Source organism: Arthrobacter sp. 210 2, assembly GCF_059093025.1.
This window is the reverse complement of the sequence record NZ_JBNHIE010000002.1, coordinates 1-14,479: the sequence shown is the minus strand read 5'-3', so window position 1 is coordinate 14,479 and position 14,479 is coordinate 1. Positions and strand designations below refer to the sequence as shown.

The window sequence follows — 14,479 nt, the reverse complement described above, 5'->3', positions numbered from 1 at the left end:
TTCCTCCTGTGTGCGATGGGATGAAATTGGTGTGCAAAATCCGGCTGCTTAGAGCCCCTTGCCGCCCGTCACGGGCAGCACCGCGCCGGAAATGTAGGACCCGTCTTCGGAGGCCAGCAGCACGTAGGCCGCGGCGAGCTCAGCAGGCTGGCCGGCGCGTTCCAGCGGCGTATCCTGGCCAAACTTGGGGAGCTTGTCCGGCCATTCGGTGGCGGGGATCAGCGGCGTCCAGATGGGGCCGGGGGCCACGGCGTTGACGCGGATTCCCTTGGAGCCCAGTTCCTGCGCGAGTGCCTTGGTGAACGCCACCTGCGCGGCCTTGGTCATGGCGTAGTCGATGAGGCCCGGCGAGGGATTGAAGGCCTGGATGGATGCCGTGGTGATGATCGAGGCGCCCGGTTTGAGGTGCGGGACCGCCGCCCGCGCGGTCCAGAGCAGGGAGTACAGGTTGGTCTTGAAAACCCGGTCGAACTCCTCCGTGGGAAGGGTCTCCAGGCTTTCGCGGTTCTTCTGGTAGGCAGCGTTCAGCACCACCACATCCAGGCCGCCGAATCCGGCCACGGTTTCCTCGACGATCCGGGTGCTGAAGTCCTCTTCACGCCCGTCCCCGGCGAACAGGAGGACGCGGCGCCCCGCCTTCCGGATCCAGTCCGCAGTGTCCTGGGCGTCGTCTTCCTCCTCGGGAAGGTAGGAGATGGCTACGTCGGCTCCCTCACGGGCAAATGCGATGGCCGCCGCCTTGCCGATGCCGGAATCGCCGCCGGTGATGAGTGCCGCCTTGCCCTCGAGCTTCCCGTGTCCCTCGTAGCTGAGTTCCCCGTGGTCAGGCTTGGGATCCATGGGCGCCGTGAGGCCCGGCTGCTTCTGTTCCTGCTCGGGGAAGGGGCCTGCGTGGTAGCCGCCCCGGGGGTCCTTTGGCTGGTCCGTCTGCTTGTCTGTGCCGCTCATAGTCCACCTACTCGCTGTGTCGGTTTTCGAAGAGCCCTGCCGCCGGCCCTTCGACGCTATCCCGGCCGGCGGAAGAAAGTCCACCCGTTCGGTGCCGATAATCAGTAAACTTATCAAATGTTGATACCGGCGCAAGATCGGCCTTGTTTCTGGGTATGTGAAGAGTAGAAAGGGAAACAGGGCCGGCCAGGCCAAGGAAGGAGCAGCGATGTCCGAGGTGGAGGATTACACCGGCAGAACCGGGCGGAACGAAACCCGCGAGGAGCAACTGGACCGCAACTGGGCGGAACTGCTCCAGGAGATGCGCGTGCTGCAGATGGGCGTCCAGATCCTGGCGGGCTTCCTCCTGACCCTGCCCTTCCAGGAACGGTTTGAGGACCTGGATGACTTCCAGGTGAACCTGTACCTGACCAACGTGGTGATCGCCGCACTGACCACGGCGTTGATCCTCCTGCCGGTCAGTGTGCACCGGAGGCTTTTCCGGAAGCGCCTCAAGGAAACCCTGGTGTCCAGCGGTGACACGATCGCCAAGATCACCCTGGCCGGCATCGCGCTGCTCAGCGCCGGCACTGCAGCCCTGGTTTTCGACGTCACCGCGGGCCGCTCGGCCGGGCTGACGGCCGGCGCGGCACTGCTGGCCGTGATGGTGGTCCTGCTGGTCTATGTCCCACTGCACCTTAACAAGCGCGCCGCCGCAGGAATGACGGCCAGGGCAAACAAGGAGTGACAATGCGCAAATGGGCCAAGGAACACGGGCTGCTGCTGGCGAACGCAGCCCTGTTCCTGATCTTTTTCGGAGGGATGATCCTCTCCGGAGCAGCGTCGTACAGCGAAGAGCAGCAGGCACACGGCGAACCCGGGGTTTCAGTCCTGCAGTTCATGGGCACCGGGGAGTTTGTCGAGGCCACCTTTGAGAACTGGGAATCGGAGTTCCTGCAGATGGCCCTGTACGTGGTGCTGACGGTTTTCCTGTTCCAGAAGGGATCGTCGGAATCCAAACCGATGGGCAAGGAAGCCCCGCAGGACGAGGATCCCCGCGAGGCCGCCATCAAGAAGGCAACGCCGTGGCCAGTCAAGCGCGGCGGTGCCGCATTGAAGTTCTACGAGCACTCGCTGTCCATCCTGCTGTTTGTGCTGTTTTTGGCCTCCTTCACGGCGCACGCCCTGGGCGGCACTGCGGCGTACAACGAGGAGCAGCAAAGCCACGGCCAGCCCACAGTCACGTTCCTGCAGTACGTGGGGACCAGCCGCTTCTGGTTCGAGTCTTTCCAGAACTGGCAGAGCGAGTTCCTGGCCATCGCCGTCTTGGTGGGCGCGTCCGTCTACCTCCGGGAAAAGGGCTCCCCGGAGTCCAAGCCCGTGGCCGAACCCCATTACGAGACCGGCGCCTGAGCCGGTTCCTGTCGAAAGGAATCCATGCGAACTGTTGTGAAATCCGTCCTTCTGGCCCTCCTGCTCCTGGCTGCGCCGGCACTTTCGGTGGCACCCGCCTCAGCCGCACAACATCCGGCGGTCGCCGCCGGCGACGCAGCCGTCCAGGCGGCGGGATCTCCCGGAGGGGTGTGGGCGCCGGCAGGCAACACTCCCACGCCGTCTCCCGGAGATACCGCCTCCAGCGGACCTGCGAACCCCGGGACGGGCGAGTCCGCGCAAAATGAGTCCACCCGGCTGGACTTCGCTCCCTGGGTGATCGGCGCAATCGCCCTGGTAACAATCATTGTGGTACTGATATGGCGGCGCCGCCGGAACACCACCATCGTGGGCTGAGGGCGCATGATTACCCCAAGCGTGGCCGACGGCATCCATCTCATCACGCACGCCCACGTCAACTGCTATCTCGTGGAGGACCAGGACGGGCTGACCCTGGTGGACGCCGGACTGCCGAGCATGTGGTCCATGCTCCTGGAGCTCCTGGAGGACCGCGGCCGGCGGCCGGAGGATATCAAGGCCCTGGTCCTCACCCACGGGCACTTCGACCATGTGGGATTTGCGTTGCGGGCACGGCGGGAGTGGAACATTCCGGTGCTGGTCCATCCCCGGGACGCGCACCTGGCTGCCCATCCGTACAGCTACAAGCCCCAGCGCAACCGGTTCCTCTATCCCTTGAGCCACCCGCGGTCCATGCCGCTGCTGGGGAGGATGGCGGCAGCCGGAGCGCTGGCCGTCAAGGGAGTGTCAAGCACCCGGCCACTGGCCACCGGCGCCGCCTTGCCGGTGCCGGGACGGCCCACGGTCGTCCACACTCCTGGCCACACCGACGGGCACTGCATCCTGCATTTCGCGGACCGGGACGCCGTCCTGAGCGGCGACGCCCTGGTGACCCTGGACCCCTACACGGGCAAGGCGGGGCCGCAGATCGTTGCCTCCGCGGCAACCAAGGACACGAAGCAGGCCCTGGCGTCCCTGCAGGCGATAGCCGCCACGGGTGCCGCAACCGTGCTTTCAGGCCACGGAGAGCCCTGGACGCAGGGCGCCGGCGCGGCAGTGAGCCATGCACTCACGGTCGGGGCGCACTGACGGTCGGGGCCCACTGACAGTCGGGGCGTATTGAGGCCGTCTTTTCCGGTAATGCCCAGGGGCTTTAGGCCCCTTCGAGTACCTGGCTCGTTGCCCAGGCCAGGTACTTTCCGGCATTGGCAACAGCATCCTGCGGGCTCGACGCCACGTCCAGCAACTGTGCCGCAGCCACCACACCGTGCCGGGCGAGGTCTTCGGGTGTCACCAGGATCCGGCCGGCCACAACGATGACCGGTATGCCCCGCTCGCGGGCGGCGTCGGCGAGCGCAATGGGCGCCTTGCCGGTGAGCGACTGGGAATCCATGGACCCTTCGCCGGTAATCACCAAATCCGCGCCGCCCAGTTGCTGTGCCAGGCCGGTGAGTCCGGCTACCAGCGCGAAGCCGCCTTCCAGCGTGGCGCCCGTAAAGGCAAGGAACGACGCCGGGAAGCCGCCCGCGGCGCCGGCGCCGGGGACGTTCACGTCCCGGCCCGTGGCTTCCCGCAGGACGGATGCCCAGTTGCGGAGGCCGGCGTCGAGCTGTTCCACGGCGTCCTGGTCCGCGCCCTTTTGCGGGGAAAAGACGTGCGCGGCGCCGGACGGTCCGTAGAGCGGGTTGCGGACGTCAACAGCGATCCGGAAGGTGGTTGCCGCGAGCCGGGGGTCCAGGCCGGTGGTGTCCAGCGTGACGACGTCGGCGAGGGATCCGCCGCCCAAGGGCACCACGTTGCCGGCGGAGTCCAGTGGCTTCAGGCCGAGGGCGCGCAAGGCTCCGCTGCCGCCGTCGGTCATTGCTGATCCGCCCAGGCCCAGCACGATTTCCGTAGCACCTGCTTCCAGGGCGGCCGCGATGAGCTGTCCGCAACCGTAGCTGTGGGCCCGCAGGGCGTTCTCCGGCGTGGGTTCCATGCTGGCGAGGCCCGATGCCTGGGCAGTTTCGATGACGGCAGTGACCTTGCCATCGCTGCCCTTGCGGATGGCCCAGGCGGCGCCGAGGGGTGCCAGAATCGGGCCCACCACGGCGTTGAGCCGTTCCTCGTAGCCGGCGGCGACGGCCGCTTCAAGGGTGCCCTCGCCGCCGTCGGCGATGGGGAACTGGGTGGCCACGGCGTCGGGGTAAACGCGCAGGGCGCCTTCAGCGATCGCGGCGGCGGCTTCGGCTGCCGTTAGGGAGCCCTTGAACTTATCCGGAGCAATGAGGATGCGCATGCGCTCCATCATGCCAGTACCGCGCGGGAAAGCGCTTGCCAGATCCGGCATGCGGACAAACGCCTGCTGTTGAGTGGAAACCTCAGCCTTCGCGCCACTCGTGGCTGGTGATGTGCGAGCCTGCCTGCGGGCCCATCTGGAGCATGCCGCCGTCCACGGGCCAGGACGCTCCGTTCACGTAGCTGGAGGCAGGTGACGCCAGGAAGGCGATCACGGCGGCAATCTCCCGGGCGTCACCTGGCCGGCCCAGGGGCACGCCCGGGCGGTCCTTCTTGGTGGGGTCCTCGTCCTCCTGGCCGGTCATGGGAGTGGCAATCTCGCCGGGGGCCACGGTGTTGGCAGTGATTCCGTGCTCAGCCAGTTCCAGGGCCAGCGTCTTCATAAGGCCGGCAAGCCCATGTTTGGACGCGTCATAGGCGGAGGATCCCACCCGGGGCTGGAACTCGTGGACGCTGGTGACGGCGATCAGCCTTCCGCCCCTGCCCGCGTGGACCATGCGGCGGGCTGCTGCCTGCAGGCAGACAAACGCGCCGTTGAGGTTGGTGTCGAGTGTCTGCATCCAGCGGTCGATGTCCATGTCCAGGAATTTGGTGCTCTCGCCGGTGCCTGCGTTATTGACGAAGACGTCCACGCCGCCGAGCTCGTCAGCGAGTTCGTCGATCACGGCGCCTGCCGCCCGGAGCTCCGTGGTGTCCAGTTGCCGGATCACCGCCTTGCGGCCCAGAGCACGGATCTCTTCCGCAGTGCCTTCGGCCCCGGCTTTGTCGGAGTGCCAGGTGACACCAACATCCAGTCCGGCGCGGGCCAGGGCCACTGCGGTGGCCTTGCCGATGCCGGAATCGGATGCGGTGACGATGGCGGTGGCGGGCGTGAAGTTGCTGGTGTCCTGCATCGAGGCAGCCTTTCGGGTGGGTCAGGGTGCGTGGATCATCTTGGGTCGAACTGGTCGCGGCGGTCAGGCGGGACGGCGAAGTTCCGCCTCCGGCGGGTAGCCGCCGTGTGCTGTGGCCGGTTCCTCGGGAACGGCCATCAGCGGGACGGCGAAGGTGACCACCGGCCGCGCTTCCGGGTCGTCCGCCGACCTCACGGTCAGGCTCCGGGTGCCGGGCGGCACCGAGGGGGTGAAGACCTGAAGGTTCCGGGAACCCAGGACCGCGGAGTCCCGCAGTGAGTACTCGGTTCCAAAGTGGTCCTGGAGGATAATCCGGGGCTGCGGTCCGCCCTCGGACGCCATCTGGATATTGACCACCAGCCCGGTGGCCCAGATTTCCACCGACAAGACGGTGAATTCATTCGAGTCCGTGACGTGGCGTCCATACGTGGGCGGCAGCAGCATCCTGCGAAGGGAGCCTGACGGTATGAGTTTGCGCATTGTTGTTCCTGTGGGTCTTGCGTCCGCGGTCGCCGAAGTGGCGCCGGATGCAACTCCGGTGCTGCCGAAACGATGGGGGCGCGGGTGCGGCTTAGGCGTCTTCGCGGTTGGGATTTTCCAGCCGGAAGAAGTTGGATTGCTGCCCGTCGCTGCGCTGTTCCTGATAGATGAAGTTCAGTCCCCGGGAGTCGAAGGTTTCAAACCATTCCTCCCAGCTGATGTGGCGAAGCTTGTCATTTTCGCCGCCAAAATCGATTCTCAGCACTCCGAGGTGGTCTCCGTGTTCGGTGCCTTCCACCGTGGCGGGAACGCCGTCGCGCTCCTCCGCCCACTGCCTGATGACTTCGTGGTGGGTGGTGGCGAGGCTGCGTCCCTCACGCTCCGGCTCGTCGTCCGGCGAGGTGACTTCCTGTGAGTACTTGAGGGATTTGGAGGAGTCCGGCCCACGCCGGATCTTTCCGCCGTCCGGGCCGGGGCCCAGGTCCTCTCCATCCGTGCCCGCGCCGGAATCGCGGGCGTTGTTTCCCTTGTCCTGTGCCATGGCGGCCATCCTTTCCCCAAGGTCCTAACTAGTAAGGCTACTTACTATGTAGCCTCCGGATTGGCCCTTGTGTCAAGGGGTTTGGCGGCTTTCTGCGGCTTCCCGCAATGGCGCCACTGCCGGGCGCGGGCCGCTAGGTCCGGGGGCGCAGCACCGCATAATATCCGGGAACGCGGCCATGCCCGCTGATGCCGGTTGCGGGATTGGTTTCGATGGCTACGGCTCCGTCCTCCAGGAGTTGCCAGGCGGTGGGGGGCAGTGCCCGGGAGCGCTCCTCCGGGCCGAAACGGCCAGGCATCGGCAGGCCGCGGATGGCCCGTTCGAGCGGAGCAGGAATGCTGCGGGATGTGGCGCCCAAATGGGATACGTACTCCACCGGGTTTCCCTGGAAGTTGGTCTCCGCAAGGAATACGCTCCCGCGCTGCCCAACCAGCAGGCGCAGGTTTTCCGCGAGGGCCGCCTGGTCTGCCGCGCCCAGGACGTGGAGGACGCCCCGGATGAACACGTTGGCCTCGCGGGGGAGGTCCTTTTCTGCGCCCGGCGCCGTCATGTCCCTGACCTGGAACCGGACGTTGCGGAGTTCAGCGGATTCGGCCTCGGCCCGGTTGACCGCGTGCGCGGAAACGTCCACGCCGATGACCTCGGGGAAAAGTCCGGCCAGGGCCCTGCTGAAGCTGCCGTGCCCGCAGCCGATGTCCACGACGGGAAGCTCCGGGTCCAGATGGCGGAGGAGGACTTCCTTGTAACTGAGGAATTCCTGGTCCGTTCCGGAATCCCACAGGACCTCACCGGCCGCCCCGGTGGCCCTGATGCCGGCCCAGTAGGTGTCCCAGGCCAGCGGCCGGTCCTTCGGCGCAGAGCGCGACAGCCGGACAAGCTTGGGGATCATCAGGTACTTCTGCAGGGCGGATGCCACCGATTTCGCTGGGGAGGACTTTGAGGGGGAGGACACCGCTCCAATATATGTCCCGGAGCTGTTGCCCGCGGGCGCGGCACGGGGTTTCGCGGATGGGCCTCTCCGCCGCCGGTCCGCAGAACGCCGGGTCAAGCCCCCGCACCCTCCAGCTTCAGCCAGGCCATGGCTTCCTCCCGGGATGTGAAGAAGCGGGTGGGACACGGCAGTTTGTTGATGCCCAGGATGAAGTTGGCCATCACTTTGTCCACCGGCGAGGCACCCAGCAGTGCGATGCGTGAAGCCTGGCAGGGGCGGCCAAAGACGGCGCGGGCGCCCCGGCTGACCTTTTCGGTTGTGGCCATGTCCACCAGCATCGGATGCCGGTTCTCCCCGCAGAGTTCGTTCACCCTGCTCATGGCATTCTCGGCATCAGCCTCGCTGATGGCGGCACCGCGCGGCCAGCGCAGGTGCAGGACGCCGCCCTCAAGGATCAGGTGGCCCTTTTCGCGTTCTTCCGGCTGGTGCGTCACTTTGTCCTCCGAGTGAATATTCATGGGGCCGCCCGCCCCGCATCCCCCTACAATGTACTCAACTGGGAGGAAAGTGAGCATTGTGGCATCTGATTTGCCGTGTGACTTGCGCATGCCCCGCAGCGCGGTGGTGGCGGACGCCAACGCCGGGCGGCTGGCGCTGAACGCCGCCGCCCTCCGTGATGCCGGATATACCGTCCACTCCACCACGGACGCCGCCGGGCTGGCTGCCCTGCTGGACGGCTGCCCACCAGCTGTCATTGTGGTGGATGCCCCGCTGCTGCCCGCCGCCGAGTCGGAAGTGCCGGTCCTGGTCATGGTGGACCTCGACAACATCGCCGAGTGCACTGTCCGCCCTCCGGGCATCCACGACTGCATCGCCAAACCGCCCTCACCCCGGGAACTGGTCCACCGCGCCACGGCGCTCATCGATCTGGTGTCCCGCCGCAATGCCTCGCGGCAGGAGGCCGAGGCGCTGCGCGGGCAGCTCCGGCAGGTGTCCGCAGCTGTACGGGCAACGAACGATCCGCAGGAAATCGCGGACCACGTGGTTGCAGGATTCGGCCGGACGTTCAAGGCCGACCATGTCTGCCTGGCCACCTTTGAGGACCATCGGGTCCCCCCGATCACGGCCGCCTGGAGCAGGCCGGGACTGGAGCCGCTCCCGGCCGATGCGCTTCCGGACGAGGAGGAAGCACGCCGGACGGCCGACCTCCTGTGGGCCGGGGCAGAGACCCTGTCCTCGGACGGCGCCGAGACGGACGACGCCGAACCGGGCACCGCCGCGACTGACGGGGCCATGCAGGGCAAAGGCGGGCACGCGGCGGCAGGCGAGGCGCCGGCGTCGGGCATTGCCAACGCTGCCTCGACGCTGGCCATCCCTATGGGCGAAGGAAGCTCGTCGCTGGGCATCATCTGGATCGCCAGTGTTGACCGGCCCCGGACATGGTCGCGTGCTGAACTGGGACTCATCCAGCACGTTGCCGGCAACGCCGCACACGGACTGATCCAAAGCCACCTGATCAGCAGCCAGCAGCAGGTGGTCAAGCAGCTCCAGCAGCTGGACAAGGCCAAGACGGACTTCCTGGCCACCGTCAACCATGAACTGCGCACGCCGCTGACGTCCATCATGGCCTACCTGGACATGATCCAGGAGAGCACGGAGCAGCCCGTCTCCGCCGAAGTCCACCAGATGCTGGACATCGTGGTCCGGAACACCGAGCGGCTCCGGACCCTCATCGAGGACATGCTCAGTGTTTCGCGCAACGGCCTTGACGACAGCCTGATGCACCTCACCCCCGTGCGCCTGGGCCAGACCCTGGACCTGGTGGCGGCAGCGCTCCGGCCCTTGGCGAAGCTGCAGAACGTGACCATCGCCGTGGACCCGGTGCCGGAAGACCCGGAAATCCTCGCCGATGAGGTGCAGCTGCAGCAGGTGTTCACCAACCTGGTGTCCAACGCCATCAAGTTCACCCCCAGCGGCGGGCGGATCGAGGTGGGGAGCGAATCGCACGCGGCGGCGGACGGCACCCGGTGGGCCACCGTGAGCGTCGCGGACACGGGCATCGGCATTTCCAGCGAGGAAATCGACCATGTCTTCACCCGGTTCTACCGTGCTTCCAACGCCATGTCCGGAGCCATCCCCGGCACGGGCCTGGGACTGGCCATCACCAAGGACATCGTGGCCCGCCATGGGGGACACATCGATGTGGCCTCCACGCTTGGCGCGGGCACCACCGTTACGGTCAGCCTCCCCCTGGATGCCGACCGGTCCCGGTCCAACTAGCGGGGAGGAGCACTTTCGATGTTTGCGGATGACGATCCCCGCCTCTCCCACCTGCTGGAAGGCATTGTGCGGCTGGCCTCGGGAGACCTCAGTTCCCGGATCGAGGTCTCTGATGCCCGCGACGAGCTGGATGCCATCATCATGGGCACCAACCTGCTGGCCGAAGACCTGCAGATCATCTACGAAGAGCTTGAGCAGCGCGTCCAGGTGCGGACCCAGCTCCTGCACGAGGCCCACCTCGAAATGCAGAAGATGGCCATGCAGGACCCGCTCACCGGCCTTGCCAACCGCTCGGCCCTGATCGAGGCTTTGCGGACAGCGCTCGACGCCGCCAGCGCAACGGGCGAGGGTCCCGCCATCCTGCTGATGGATTTGGATGCCTTCAAATCCATCAACGACAGCATGGGCCACACGGCCGGCGACCAGGTCCTCATCACTGTGGGGGAACGGATCCGCAGCGCGGTACGCTCCACCACCGACGTCGTCGCCCGCCTGGGCGGGGACGAATTCGCCATCGTTATGCCGGAGGCGTCACCGGACCAGGCAGTCATCGTGGGACACCGCATCCTGGCGGCCCTCAAGCGGCCCATCGAGATCCCGGGCCGCAGCGTGCGCTGCGGCGCCAGCATGGGGCTGAGCGTTGGCAGCGCCGGCCAGGCCCCGGAGGACATGCTGATGGAGGCCGACGTCGCCATGTACGCCTCCAAGGCGGAAGGGCAGAACCGGCTGCACCGTTTCGAGCCGGCGCTCCTGCTGATGCGCAGGCTCCGCAGCCAGCTGGTGGACGACCTGCGCTCCGCGATCAAAACCGACGGCCTGATGCTCCACTACCAGCCCGTGGTGGAGCTCGCCACCGGCCGGATCGAAGGGGTGGAGGCGCTGGTCCGGTGGAACCACCCCGCCCGCGGGTTCATCATGCCCGATGAGTTCATTCCCCTTGCCGAGGAAGCCGGGCTGATCTCCGAACTGGGGCTCTGGGTGCTCCGGACGGCAGTGCACCAGCTCCGCGACTGGATCGACGCCTCCCTGGTGGACAGCCGGTTCTCCGTCCGCATCAACATCTCCGCGACGGACCTGCAGAGCCTGCAGTTCATCGAGGACGTCCGGAACGTCCTGAAGGAAACCGGCGTACGGCCGGAGCAGGTGGTCCTGGAACTGACGGAAGTGGCCATCGTCAAAGGCAACGAGCTGGACCGTTATTCGCTGGGAGGCCTCCGCGGCCTGGGAGTGGGCATCGAAATCGATGACTTCGGGACCGGGTACTCCTCCATCAGTTACCTCCGCCGGCTTCCCGTGGACCGGGTCAAGGTGGACCGATCGCTGATCAGCGGGCTGGGCACCGACCCGGGCCAGCCTGAGCTGGTGGCTGCCGTCCTGCAACTGGTCCGGGCATGCGGGCTGGAGGCCGTGTGGGAGGGCGTGGAAACAGCGGAGCAGGCAGAGATTTTGCGCGGGCTGGGCTGCCTCAGCGCCCAGGGTTACTACTTCAGCAGGCCGGTCCCGCCTGAACAGATCCCCTTGCTGCTGGCCGACCGGGCGGAAAGCGCTAACCCTTAGGGGCGAAAAGTACTGCGCTTTTGTTCACGCCGATATACGATCATCGTGCGGTGTCTGGTTTTCGTCGCCGCGAAAACAGGGAATAGCAGAAACACCTGACTTTAAAGGCGTTTAGAAATTGAACATTAATGGGCCACTGGGTCATTACTTCGTCAACTGGGGGGCGTAGCTAATGTCGGTTCGTGTACAGGCATGGGGAATTATTGCCGCGGTGTTGGCGGATACCGATCCGTCCGGAGCCGCCGTCCGTCAGCGCCTTAGCAACAGCCTCGACGAGAACCCGGGCGTGCCGGAACGTGCGCTGCTGGAATACCTGCTGGAAACGCGGCGCAGTGAAGCCAATACGGTGGAAACCCTGGAAAGCGCCAGGGAGATGCGCCTGACGCCGCGCGCCATTCCGCCAAAGCTTGCCGAACACATCGACGCCATCCGCAGCATGTCGCGCATCAGCGCCCTGCTCGAAAGCCAGATGCTGATGACGGCTTTCCAGCCCATTTACGGGCTGGCGGGGAAAAACGTGGTGGGCGTGGAAGCACTCTCACGCTTTGTCAGTGACGACGGCGCTGCCGCGGAACTGTGGTTCGCAGAGGCCAGGGCGGTCGGCCTGGGCGCCAACCTTGAGTTCTCGGCACTGGGTTCAGCCGCAGCGGCGGCCAAGGACCTTCCGCCGCATCTTTTTGTGTCCCTGAACATTTCGCCCACGTCATGCCTCGATCCGCGGCTGCCCGAGTTGTTCGAGCACATCGACCTTCCCGTCAGCCGCGTGGTGCTCGAATTGACGGAAACCATCGCGGATGAGCAGTACGCGCAGTTTATTGCCGCGGTCACTCCCCTGCGCGACAAGGGCCTGCGGATTGCGGTTGACGACACCCATTCGGGCGCCGGCGCCCTGAGCCGCATGGTGCACCTGCGGCCCGATTTCCTCAAAGTGGGCCGGGACGTGATCGGCGAGGTGGACAGCGACGGCATCCAGCGTGCCCTGGCTGCCTGCCTGGTGGACTTCACGCGGCAGATCGGCACCACCCTGGTTGCGGAAGGCATCGAAACGGTCGGCGAACTGAAGGTCCTCACCGAACTCGGGATTGACGCCGGCCAAGGCTACCTCCTGGGCCGGCCCTCCGTCCGGCCGCAGGACTGGGCGTCCTGGAACACCCGCCTTGACGTGGACGGCCTCAACCGGCAGCTGGTCGGCACCGAGCAGTCCGGCCGGGATTCCCAGCCCACCGATTCCCCCTAGCCCGGACCGGCGCCACCGGGATGTTTACAACCAACGGCTGATGGGCGGGCACCGTGCCCGCCCATCAGCCGTTGGTTTGTGTTCGCGCGCCTTACTCGTCGTAGCCCTGATCCCCGCTCATCTGGTCCTCGGCCGGCGGCGTCTCCCCGGGAGGCACTCCCCCGCCGGGCTCCAGGCCCGTGATGTTGCCTTCGGCGGGATCGGGGTTCGGGGTGCGGGCGGAATTCTCGCCTCCGCCGGTGCCGGTGCCCGTGTGGCCTGCCCGCGGTTCCTTGCCCGGCTGATCAGGGTTCGCGGGATCATTTTCCGGATGGTAGCTGCTCATCATGCGTGTCCTTTCCTGCCCGGCCGTGGTTCTTTGCCCCAGCTCTGGACTAATTGTAAGCATGCTGATAATTCTGGAAGGGAAGAGCGGGGCGGCCGCTGGGGCGCCCGGCATACGATGTCAGGAGGAGCAGTCATGGGAATCGGCGACAGCATCGGCAAGGCAGCAGAGAACGCCATGGAGGATCTGGCGGGAACATCCAAGCCCACGGAAAAGCTGAATGTTCCCGACCCCACGGACCCCAATGACGACGTGGAGGTCCACTCCTCCATCAGCGAAGGCTCCAACGCCATGGAGGCCGAAAAACAGAAGGCCCCGGGGCTCAAGACCGGCGCCGCACCCGGACCGGTTTCCGAAAGTCCCTTCGGCGGGGATATAGACGAAACCAACAATGACAGGGCGGAAGCAGGGCGTGGAACGGGCGACGACGGCCTGGCAGGCGATGCGTCTGCGCCTACCAGCGGGACGGGGGCGGCAGGCAGCGGAGGTCCCAGTGGCGTAAAGGGCGGACTGCCGGACAGCAACCCGGACGAGCTGCGGGCCGACCCGACGGAAGGCGACCAGGACCCGTCCACCAGCACCGGCCGGGGTTAGAACCAGGCACGCACGGCGGATCAGGCGGTTGGCCCCGGCGGCCACCCGCCTTTTTCCGTGAGGACCTCCTTGAGCAGGTCGGCGCGGTCGGTGACGATCCCGTCGACGCCCATCTCCAGGAGGCGGCGCATCTCGGCGGGGTTGTTGATGGTCCAGACGTGGACCACCAGCCCCAGGGCATGCGCGCGCCGGACGGAGCCCGGCGTCACCACCCTGATGATCCCCCGGCGTACCGGAACCTGCAGCGCCTGCACGTCGCGCAGGGTCCGGCGCATCAGCCAGCGGAACACCGGGCCGGGAAGCACCGGGCCCAGCAGGGTGAAGAGGCCGCTGGACACAACGCCGGCGGAGGCGGCCACCGGACGGCTGAGCAGCTTCAGCACCGCCCGCCGTCGCCGGTCCGAGAAGCTTGTCACCAGCACCCGGTCATGCACCTGGTGGCGCTCGATGGCGGCCGCGGTGCTCTGCACCGAGTTCCAGTCCTTGACGTCCAGGTTGAGCCGGGCATCGGGCAGCCCGGCCACCAGCCCGTCGAAAGTAGGGATCGGTTCGCGGCCGCCGATCCGGAACTTCGCAATCTCAGCGGCGGGAAGATCCGAAACCCTGCCCCTGCCGTCGGTGACCCGGTCCAGCGTGTCGTCGTGGAAGAGGAGCAGCACGCCGTCGGAGGTGGTGTGCACGTCGGTTTCCACGTACAGGTAGCCAAGGCTTGCGGCGGCACGGAACGCGGCCATGGAATTCTCCAGGCCATCCATGGAAAAGCCGCGGTGCGCCATCGCAATAGGCAGCTGGTTCCCGGCGGCGTCCGGGTTGGCGAAGAACGGCAGGGTCACAGTGCGAGCGTACCTGAGCGCCCTGCCGGCAGCGGTCCGCCTGCGGCGCGGCGCCTGTTCCGCTAGCGATCCCGCGTCGTTGTCGCTCCGTGATGGGAGAAAGTATGCCCTCGCCTCACCGGAGCTCTGGCTTGGGCTATGGGTTTGGGTTGATC

General features: G+C 66.5%; 17 protein-coding genes. 8 read left to right on the top strand and 9 right to left on the bottom strand.

Features of this window, described 5'->3' with window-relative positions; all coding sequences use genetic code 11:
- Nucleotides 1–48: 48 nt before the first annotated feature.
- Entirely contained in the window at nt 49–948 is a 900-nt protein-coding gene (locus AC5RWA_RS04470; RefSeq protein WP_494056712.1) for an SDR family oxidoreductase, read from the bottom strand.
- A gap of 208 nt (nt 949–1,156) precedes the next feature.
- Between AC5RWA_RS04470 and AC5RWA_RS04465 the strand changes: the two genes are divergently transcribed.
- The 4 genes from AC5RWA_RS04465 to AC5RWA_RS04450 are packed head-to-tail and all read left to right on the top strand — an operon-like array spanning nt 1,157 to nt 3,465.
- A complete protein-coding gene (locus AC5RWA_RS04465; protein WP_079596924.1) occupies nt 1,157–1,675 on the top strand; it encodes a DUF6328 family protein in 519 nt (172 codons plus the stop codon).
- Nucleotides 1,676–1,677: 2 nt separating this feature from the next.
- A complete protein-coding gene (locus AC5RWA_RS04460) occupies nt 1,678–2,340 on the top strand; it encodes a DUF6766 family protein (RefSeq protein ID WP_079596925.1) in 663 nt (220 codons plus the stop codon).
- Nucleotides 2,341–2,364: 24 nt separating this feature from the next.
- On the top strand, nt 2,365–2,715 hold the full coding sequence (locus tag AC5RWA_RS04455) for a LuxR family transcriptional regulator (RefSeq protein ID WP_494056711.1): 351 nt from the start codon (nt 2,365–2,367) through the stop codon (nt 2,713–2,715).
- 6 nt (nt 2,716–2,721) lie between these two features.
- Nucleotides 2,722–3,465, top strand: coding sequence for an MBL fold metallo-hydrolase (locus tag AC5RWA_RS04450; RefSeq protein WP_494056710.1), 744 nt, complete (start codon nt 2,722–2,724; stop codon nt 3,463–3,465).
- A 64-nt stretch (nt 3,466–3,529) separates the two neighbouring features.
- On the opposite strand, the gene AC5RWA_RS04445 is transcribed toward AC5RWA_RS04450, so the two are convergent.
- From AC5RWA_RS04445 to AC5RWA_RS04420, 6 genes are all read right to left on the bottom strand, one after another.
- Nucleotides 3,530–4,654 carry a glycerate kinase gene (locus AC5RWA_RS04445; protein WP_079597014.1) on the bottom strand — a complete coding sequence of 375 codons (1,125 nt, stop codon included), beginning with the start codon at nt 4,652–4,654 and terminating at the stop codon, nt 3,530–3,532.
- An 82-nt stretch (nt 4,655–4,736) separates the two neighbouring features.
- Nucleotides 4,737–5,546, bottom strand: a complete 810-nt coding sequence (locus AC5RWA_RS04440) for an SDR family oxidoreductase (protein ID WP_494056709.1) — start codon at nt 5,544–5,546, stop codon at nt 4,737–4,739.
- Between the two features lie 63 nt (nt 5,547–5,609).
- Nucleotides 5,610–6,026, bottom strand: coding sequence for a hypothetical protein (locus tag AC5RWA_RS04435; protein ID WP_079596929.1), 417 nt, complete (start codon nt 6,024–6,026; stop codon nt 5,610–5,612).
- 91 nt (nt 6,027–6,117) lie between these two features.
- Nucleotides 6,118–6,567: a Rho termination factor N-terminal domain-containing protein gene (locus AC5RWA_RS04430; RefSeq protein ID WP_494056708.1), complete on the bottom strand. Its 450-nt coding sequence runs from the start codon at nt 6,565–6,567 to the stop codon at nt 6,118–6,120.
- Nucleotides 6,568–6,700: 133 nt separating this feature from the next.
- Entirely contained in the window at nt 6,701–7,456 is a 756-nt protein-coding gene (locus AC5RWA_RS04425; protein ID WP_494057069.1) for a class I SAM-dependent methyltransferase, read from the bottom strand.
- Between the two features lie 155 nt (nt 7,457–7,611).
- Nucleotides 7,612–8,016 (bottom strand): SpoIIAA family protein, encoded by a 405-nt coding sequence (locus AC5RWA_RS04420; protein ID WP_494056707.1) that lies wholly within the window; start codon nt 8,014–8,016, stop codon nt 7,612–7,614.
- Between the two features lie 88 nt (nt 8,017–8,104).
- On the opposite strand from AC5RWA_RS04420, the gene AC5RWA_RS04415 reads away from it, so the two are divergent.
- The 3 genes from AC5RWA_RS04415 (at nt 8,105) to AC5RWA_RS04405 (ending at nt 12,572) form a co-directional block, all read left to right on the top strand.
- On the top strand, nt 8,105–9,778 hold the full coding sequence (locus AC5RWA_RS04415) for an ATP-binding protein (protein ID WP_494056706.1): 1,674 nt from the start codon (nt 8,105–8,107) through the stop codon (nt 9,776–9,778).
- Between the two features lie 18 nt (nt 9,779–9,796).
- The gene (locus tag AC5RWA_RS04410) at nt 9,797–11,335 is read left to right on the top strand and encodes a putative bifunctional diguanylate cyclase/phosphodiesterase (RefSeq protein WP_494056705.1); all 1,539 of its coding nucleotides are present in this window, start codon (nt 9,797–9,799) and stop codon (nt 11,333–11,335) included.
- 172 nt (nt 11,336–11,507) lie between these two features.
- Entirely contained in the window at nt 11,508–12,572 is a 1,065-nt protein-coding gene (locus AC5RWA_RS04405; protein ID WP_079596934.1) for an EAL domain-containing protein, read from the top strand.
- A 91-nt stretch (nt 12,573–12,663) separates the two neighbouring features.
- Here the strand turns inward: AC5RWA_RS04405 and AC5RWA_RS04400 are convergent, their stop codons facing one another.
- Entirely contained in the window at nt 12,664–12,897 is a 234-nt protein-coding gene (locus tag AC5RWA_RS04400; protein WP_494056704.1) for a DUF6480 family protein, read from the bottom strand.
- Nucleotides 12,898–13,032: 135 nt separating this feature from the next.
- On the opposite strand from AC5RWA_RS04400, the gene AC5RWA_RS04395 reads away from it, so the two are divergent.
- On the top strand, nt 13,033–13,491 hold the full coding sequence (locus tag AC5RWA_RS04395; protein ID WP_494056703.1) for a hypothetical protein: 459 nt from the start codon (nt 13,033–13,035) through the stop codon (nt 13,489–13,491).
- Nucleotides 13,492–13,511: 20 nt separating this feature from the next.
- Here AC5RWA_RS04395 and AC5RWA_RS04390 read toward each other — a convergent pair whose 3' ends face one another.
- A complete protein-coding gene (locus AC5RWA_RS04390; protein WP_494056702.1) occupies nt 13,512–14,324 on the bottom strand; it encodes a glycerophosphodiester phosphodiesterase family protein in 813 nt (270 codons plus the stop codon).
- Between the last annotated feature and the right edge of the window lie 155 nt (nt 14,325–14,479).

Bases quoted from the DNA above. Each gene is read 5' to 3' on its own strand.
- AC5RWA_RS04470 (WP_494056712.1), bottom strand. From the start codon at position 948: ATGAGCGGCACAGACAAGCAGACGGACCAGCCAAAGGACCCCCGGGGC.
- AC5RWA_RS04465 (WP_079596924.1), top strand. From the start codon at position 1,157: ATGTCCGAGGTGGAGGATTACACCGGCAGAACCGGGCGGAACGAAACC.
- AC5RWA_RS04460 (WP_079596925.1), top strand. From the start codon at position 1,678: ATGCGCAAATGGGCCAAGGAACACGGGCTGCTGCTGGCGAACGCAGCC.
- AC5RWA_RS04455 (WP_494056711.1), top strand. From the start codon at position 2,365: ATGCGAACTGTTGTGAAATCCGTCCTTCTGGCCCTCCTGCTCCTGGCT.
- AC5RWA_RS04450 (WP_494056710.1), top strand. From the start codon at position 2,722: ATGATTACCCCAAGCGTGGCCGACGGCATCCATCTCATCACGCACGCC.
- AC5RWA_RS04445 (WP_079597014.1), bottom strand. From the start codon at position 4,654: ATGCGCATCCTCATTGCTCCGGATAAGTTCAAGGGCTCCCTAACGGCA.
- AC5RWA_RS04440 (WP_494056709.1), bottom strand. From the start codon at position 5,546: ATGCAGGACACCAGCAACTTCACGCCCGCCACCGCCATCGTCACCGCA.
- AC5RWA_RS04435 (WP_079596929.1), bottom strand. From the start codon at position 6,026: ATGCGCAAACTCATACCGTCAGGCTCCCTTCGCAGGATGCTGCTGCCG.
- AC5RWA_RS04430 (WP_494056708.1), bottom strand. From the start codon at position 6,567: ATGGCACAGGACAAGGGAAACAACGCCCGCGATTCCGGCGCGGGCACG.
- AC5RWA_RS04425 (WP_494057069.1), bottom strand. From the start codon at position 7,456: ATGATCCCCAAGCTTGTCCGGCTGTCGCGCTCTGCGCCGAAGGACCGG.
- AC5RWA_RS04420 (WP_494056707.1), bottom strand. From the start codon at position 8,016: ATGAATATTCACTCGGAGGACAAAGTGACGCACCAGCCGGAAGAACGC.
- AC5RWA_RS04415 (WP_494056706.1), top strand. From the start codon at position 8,105: ATGCCCCGCAGCGCGGTGGTGGCGGACGCCAACGCCGGGCGGCTGGCG.
- AC5RWA_RS04410 (WP_494056705.1), top strand. From the start codon at position 9,797: ATGTTTGCGGATGACGATCCCCGCCTCTCCCACCTGCTGGAAGGCATT.
- AC5RWA_RS04405 (WP_079596934.1), top strand. From the start codon at position 11,508: ATGTCGGTTCGTGTACAGGCATGGGGAATTATTGCCGCGGTGTTGGCG.
- AC5RWA_RS04400 (WP_494056704.1), bottom strand. From the start codon at position 12,897: ATGAGCAGCTACCATCCGGAAAATGATCCCGCGAACCCTGATCAGCCG.
- AC5RWA_RS04395 (WP_494056703.1), top strand. From the start codon at position 13,033: ATGGGAATCGGCGACAGCATCGGCAAGGCAGCAGAGAACGCCATGGAG.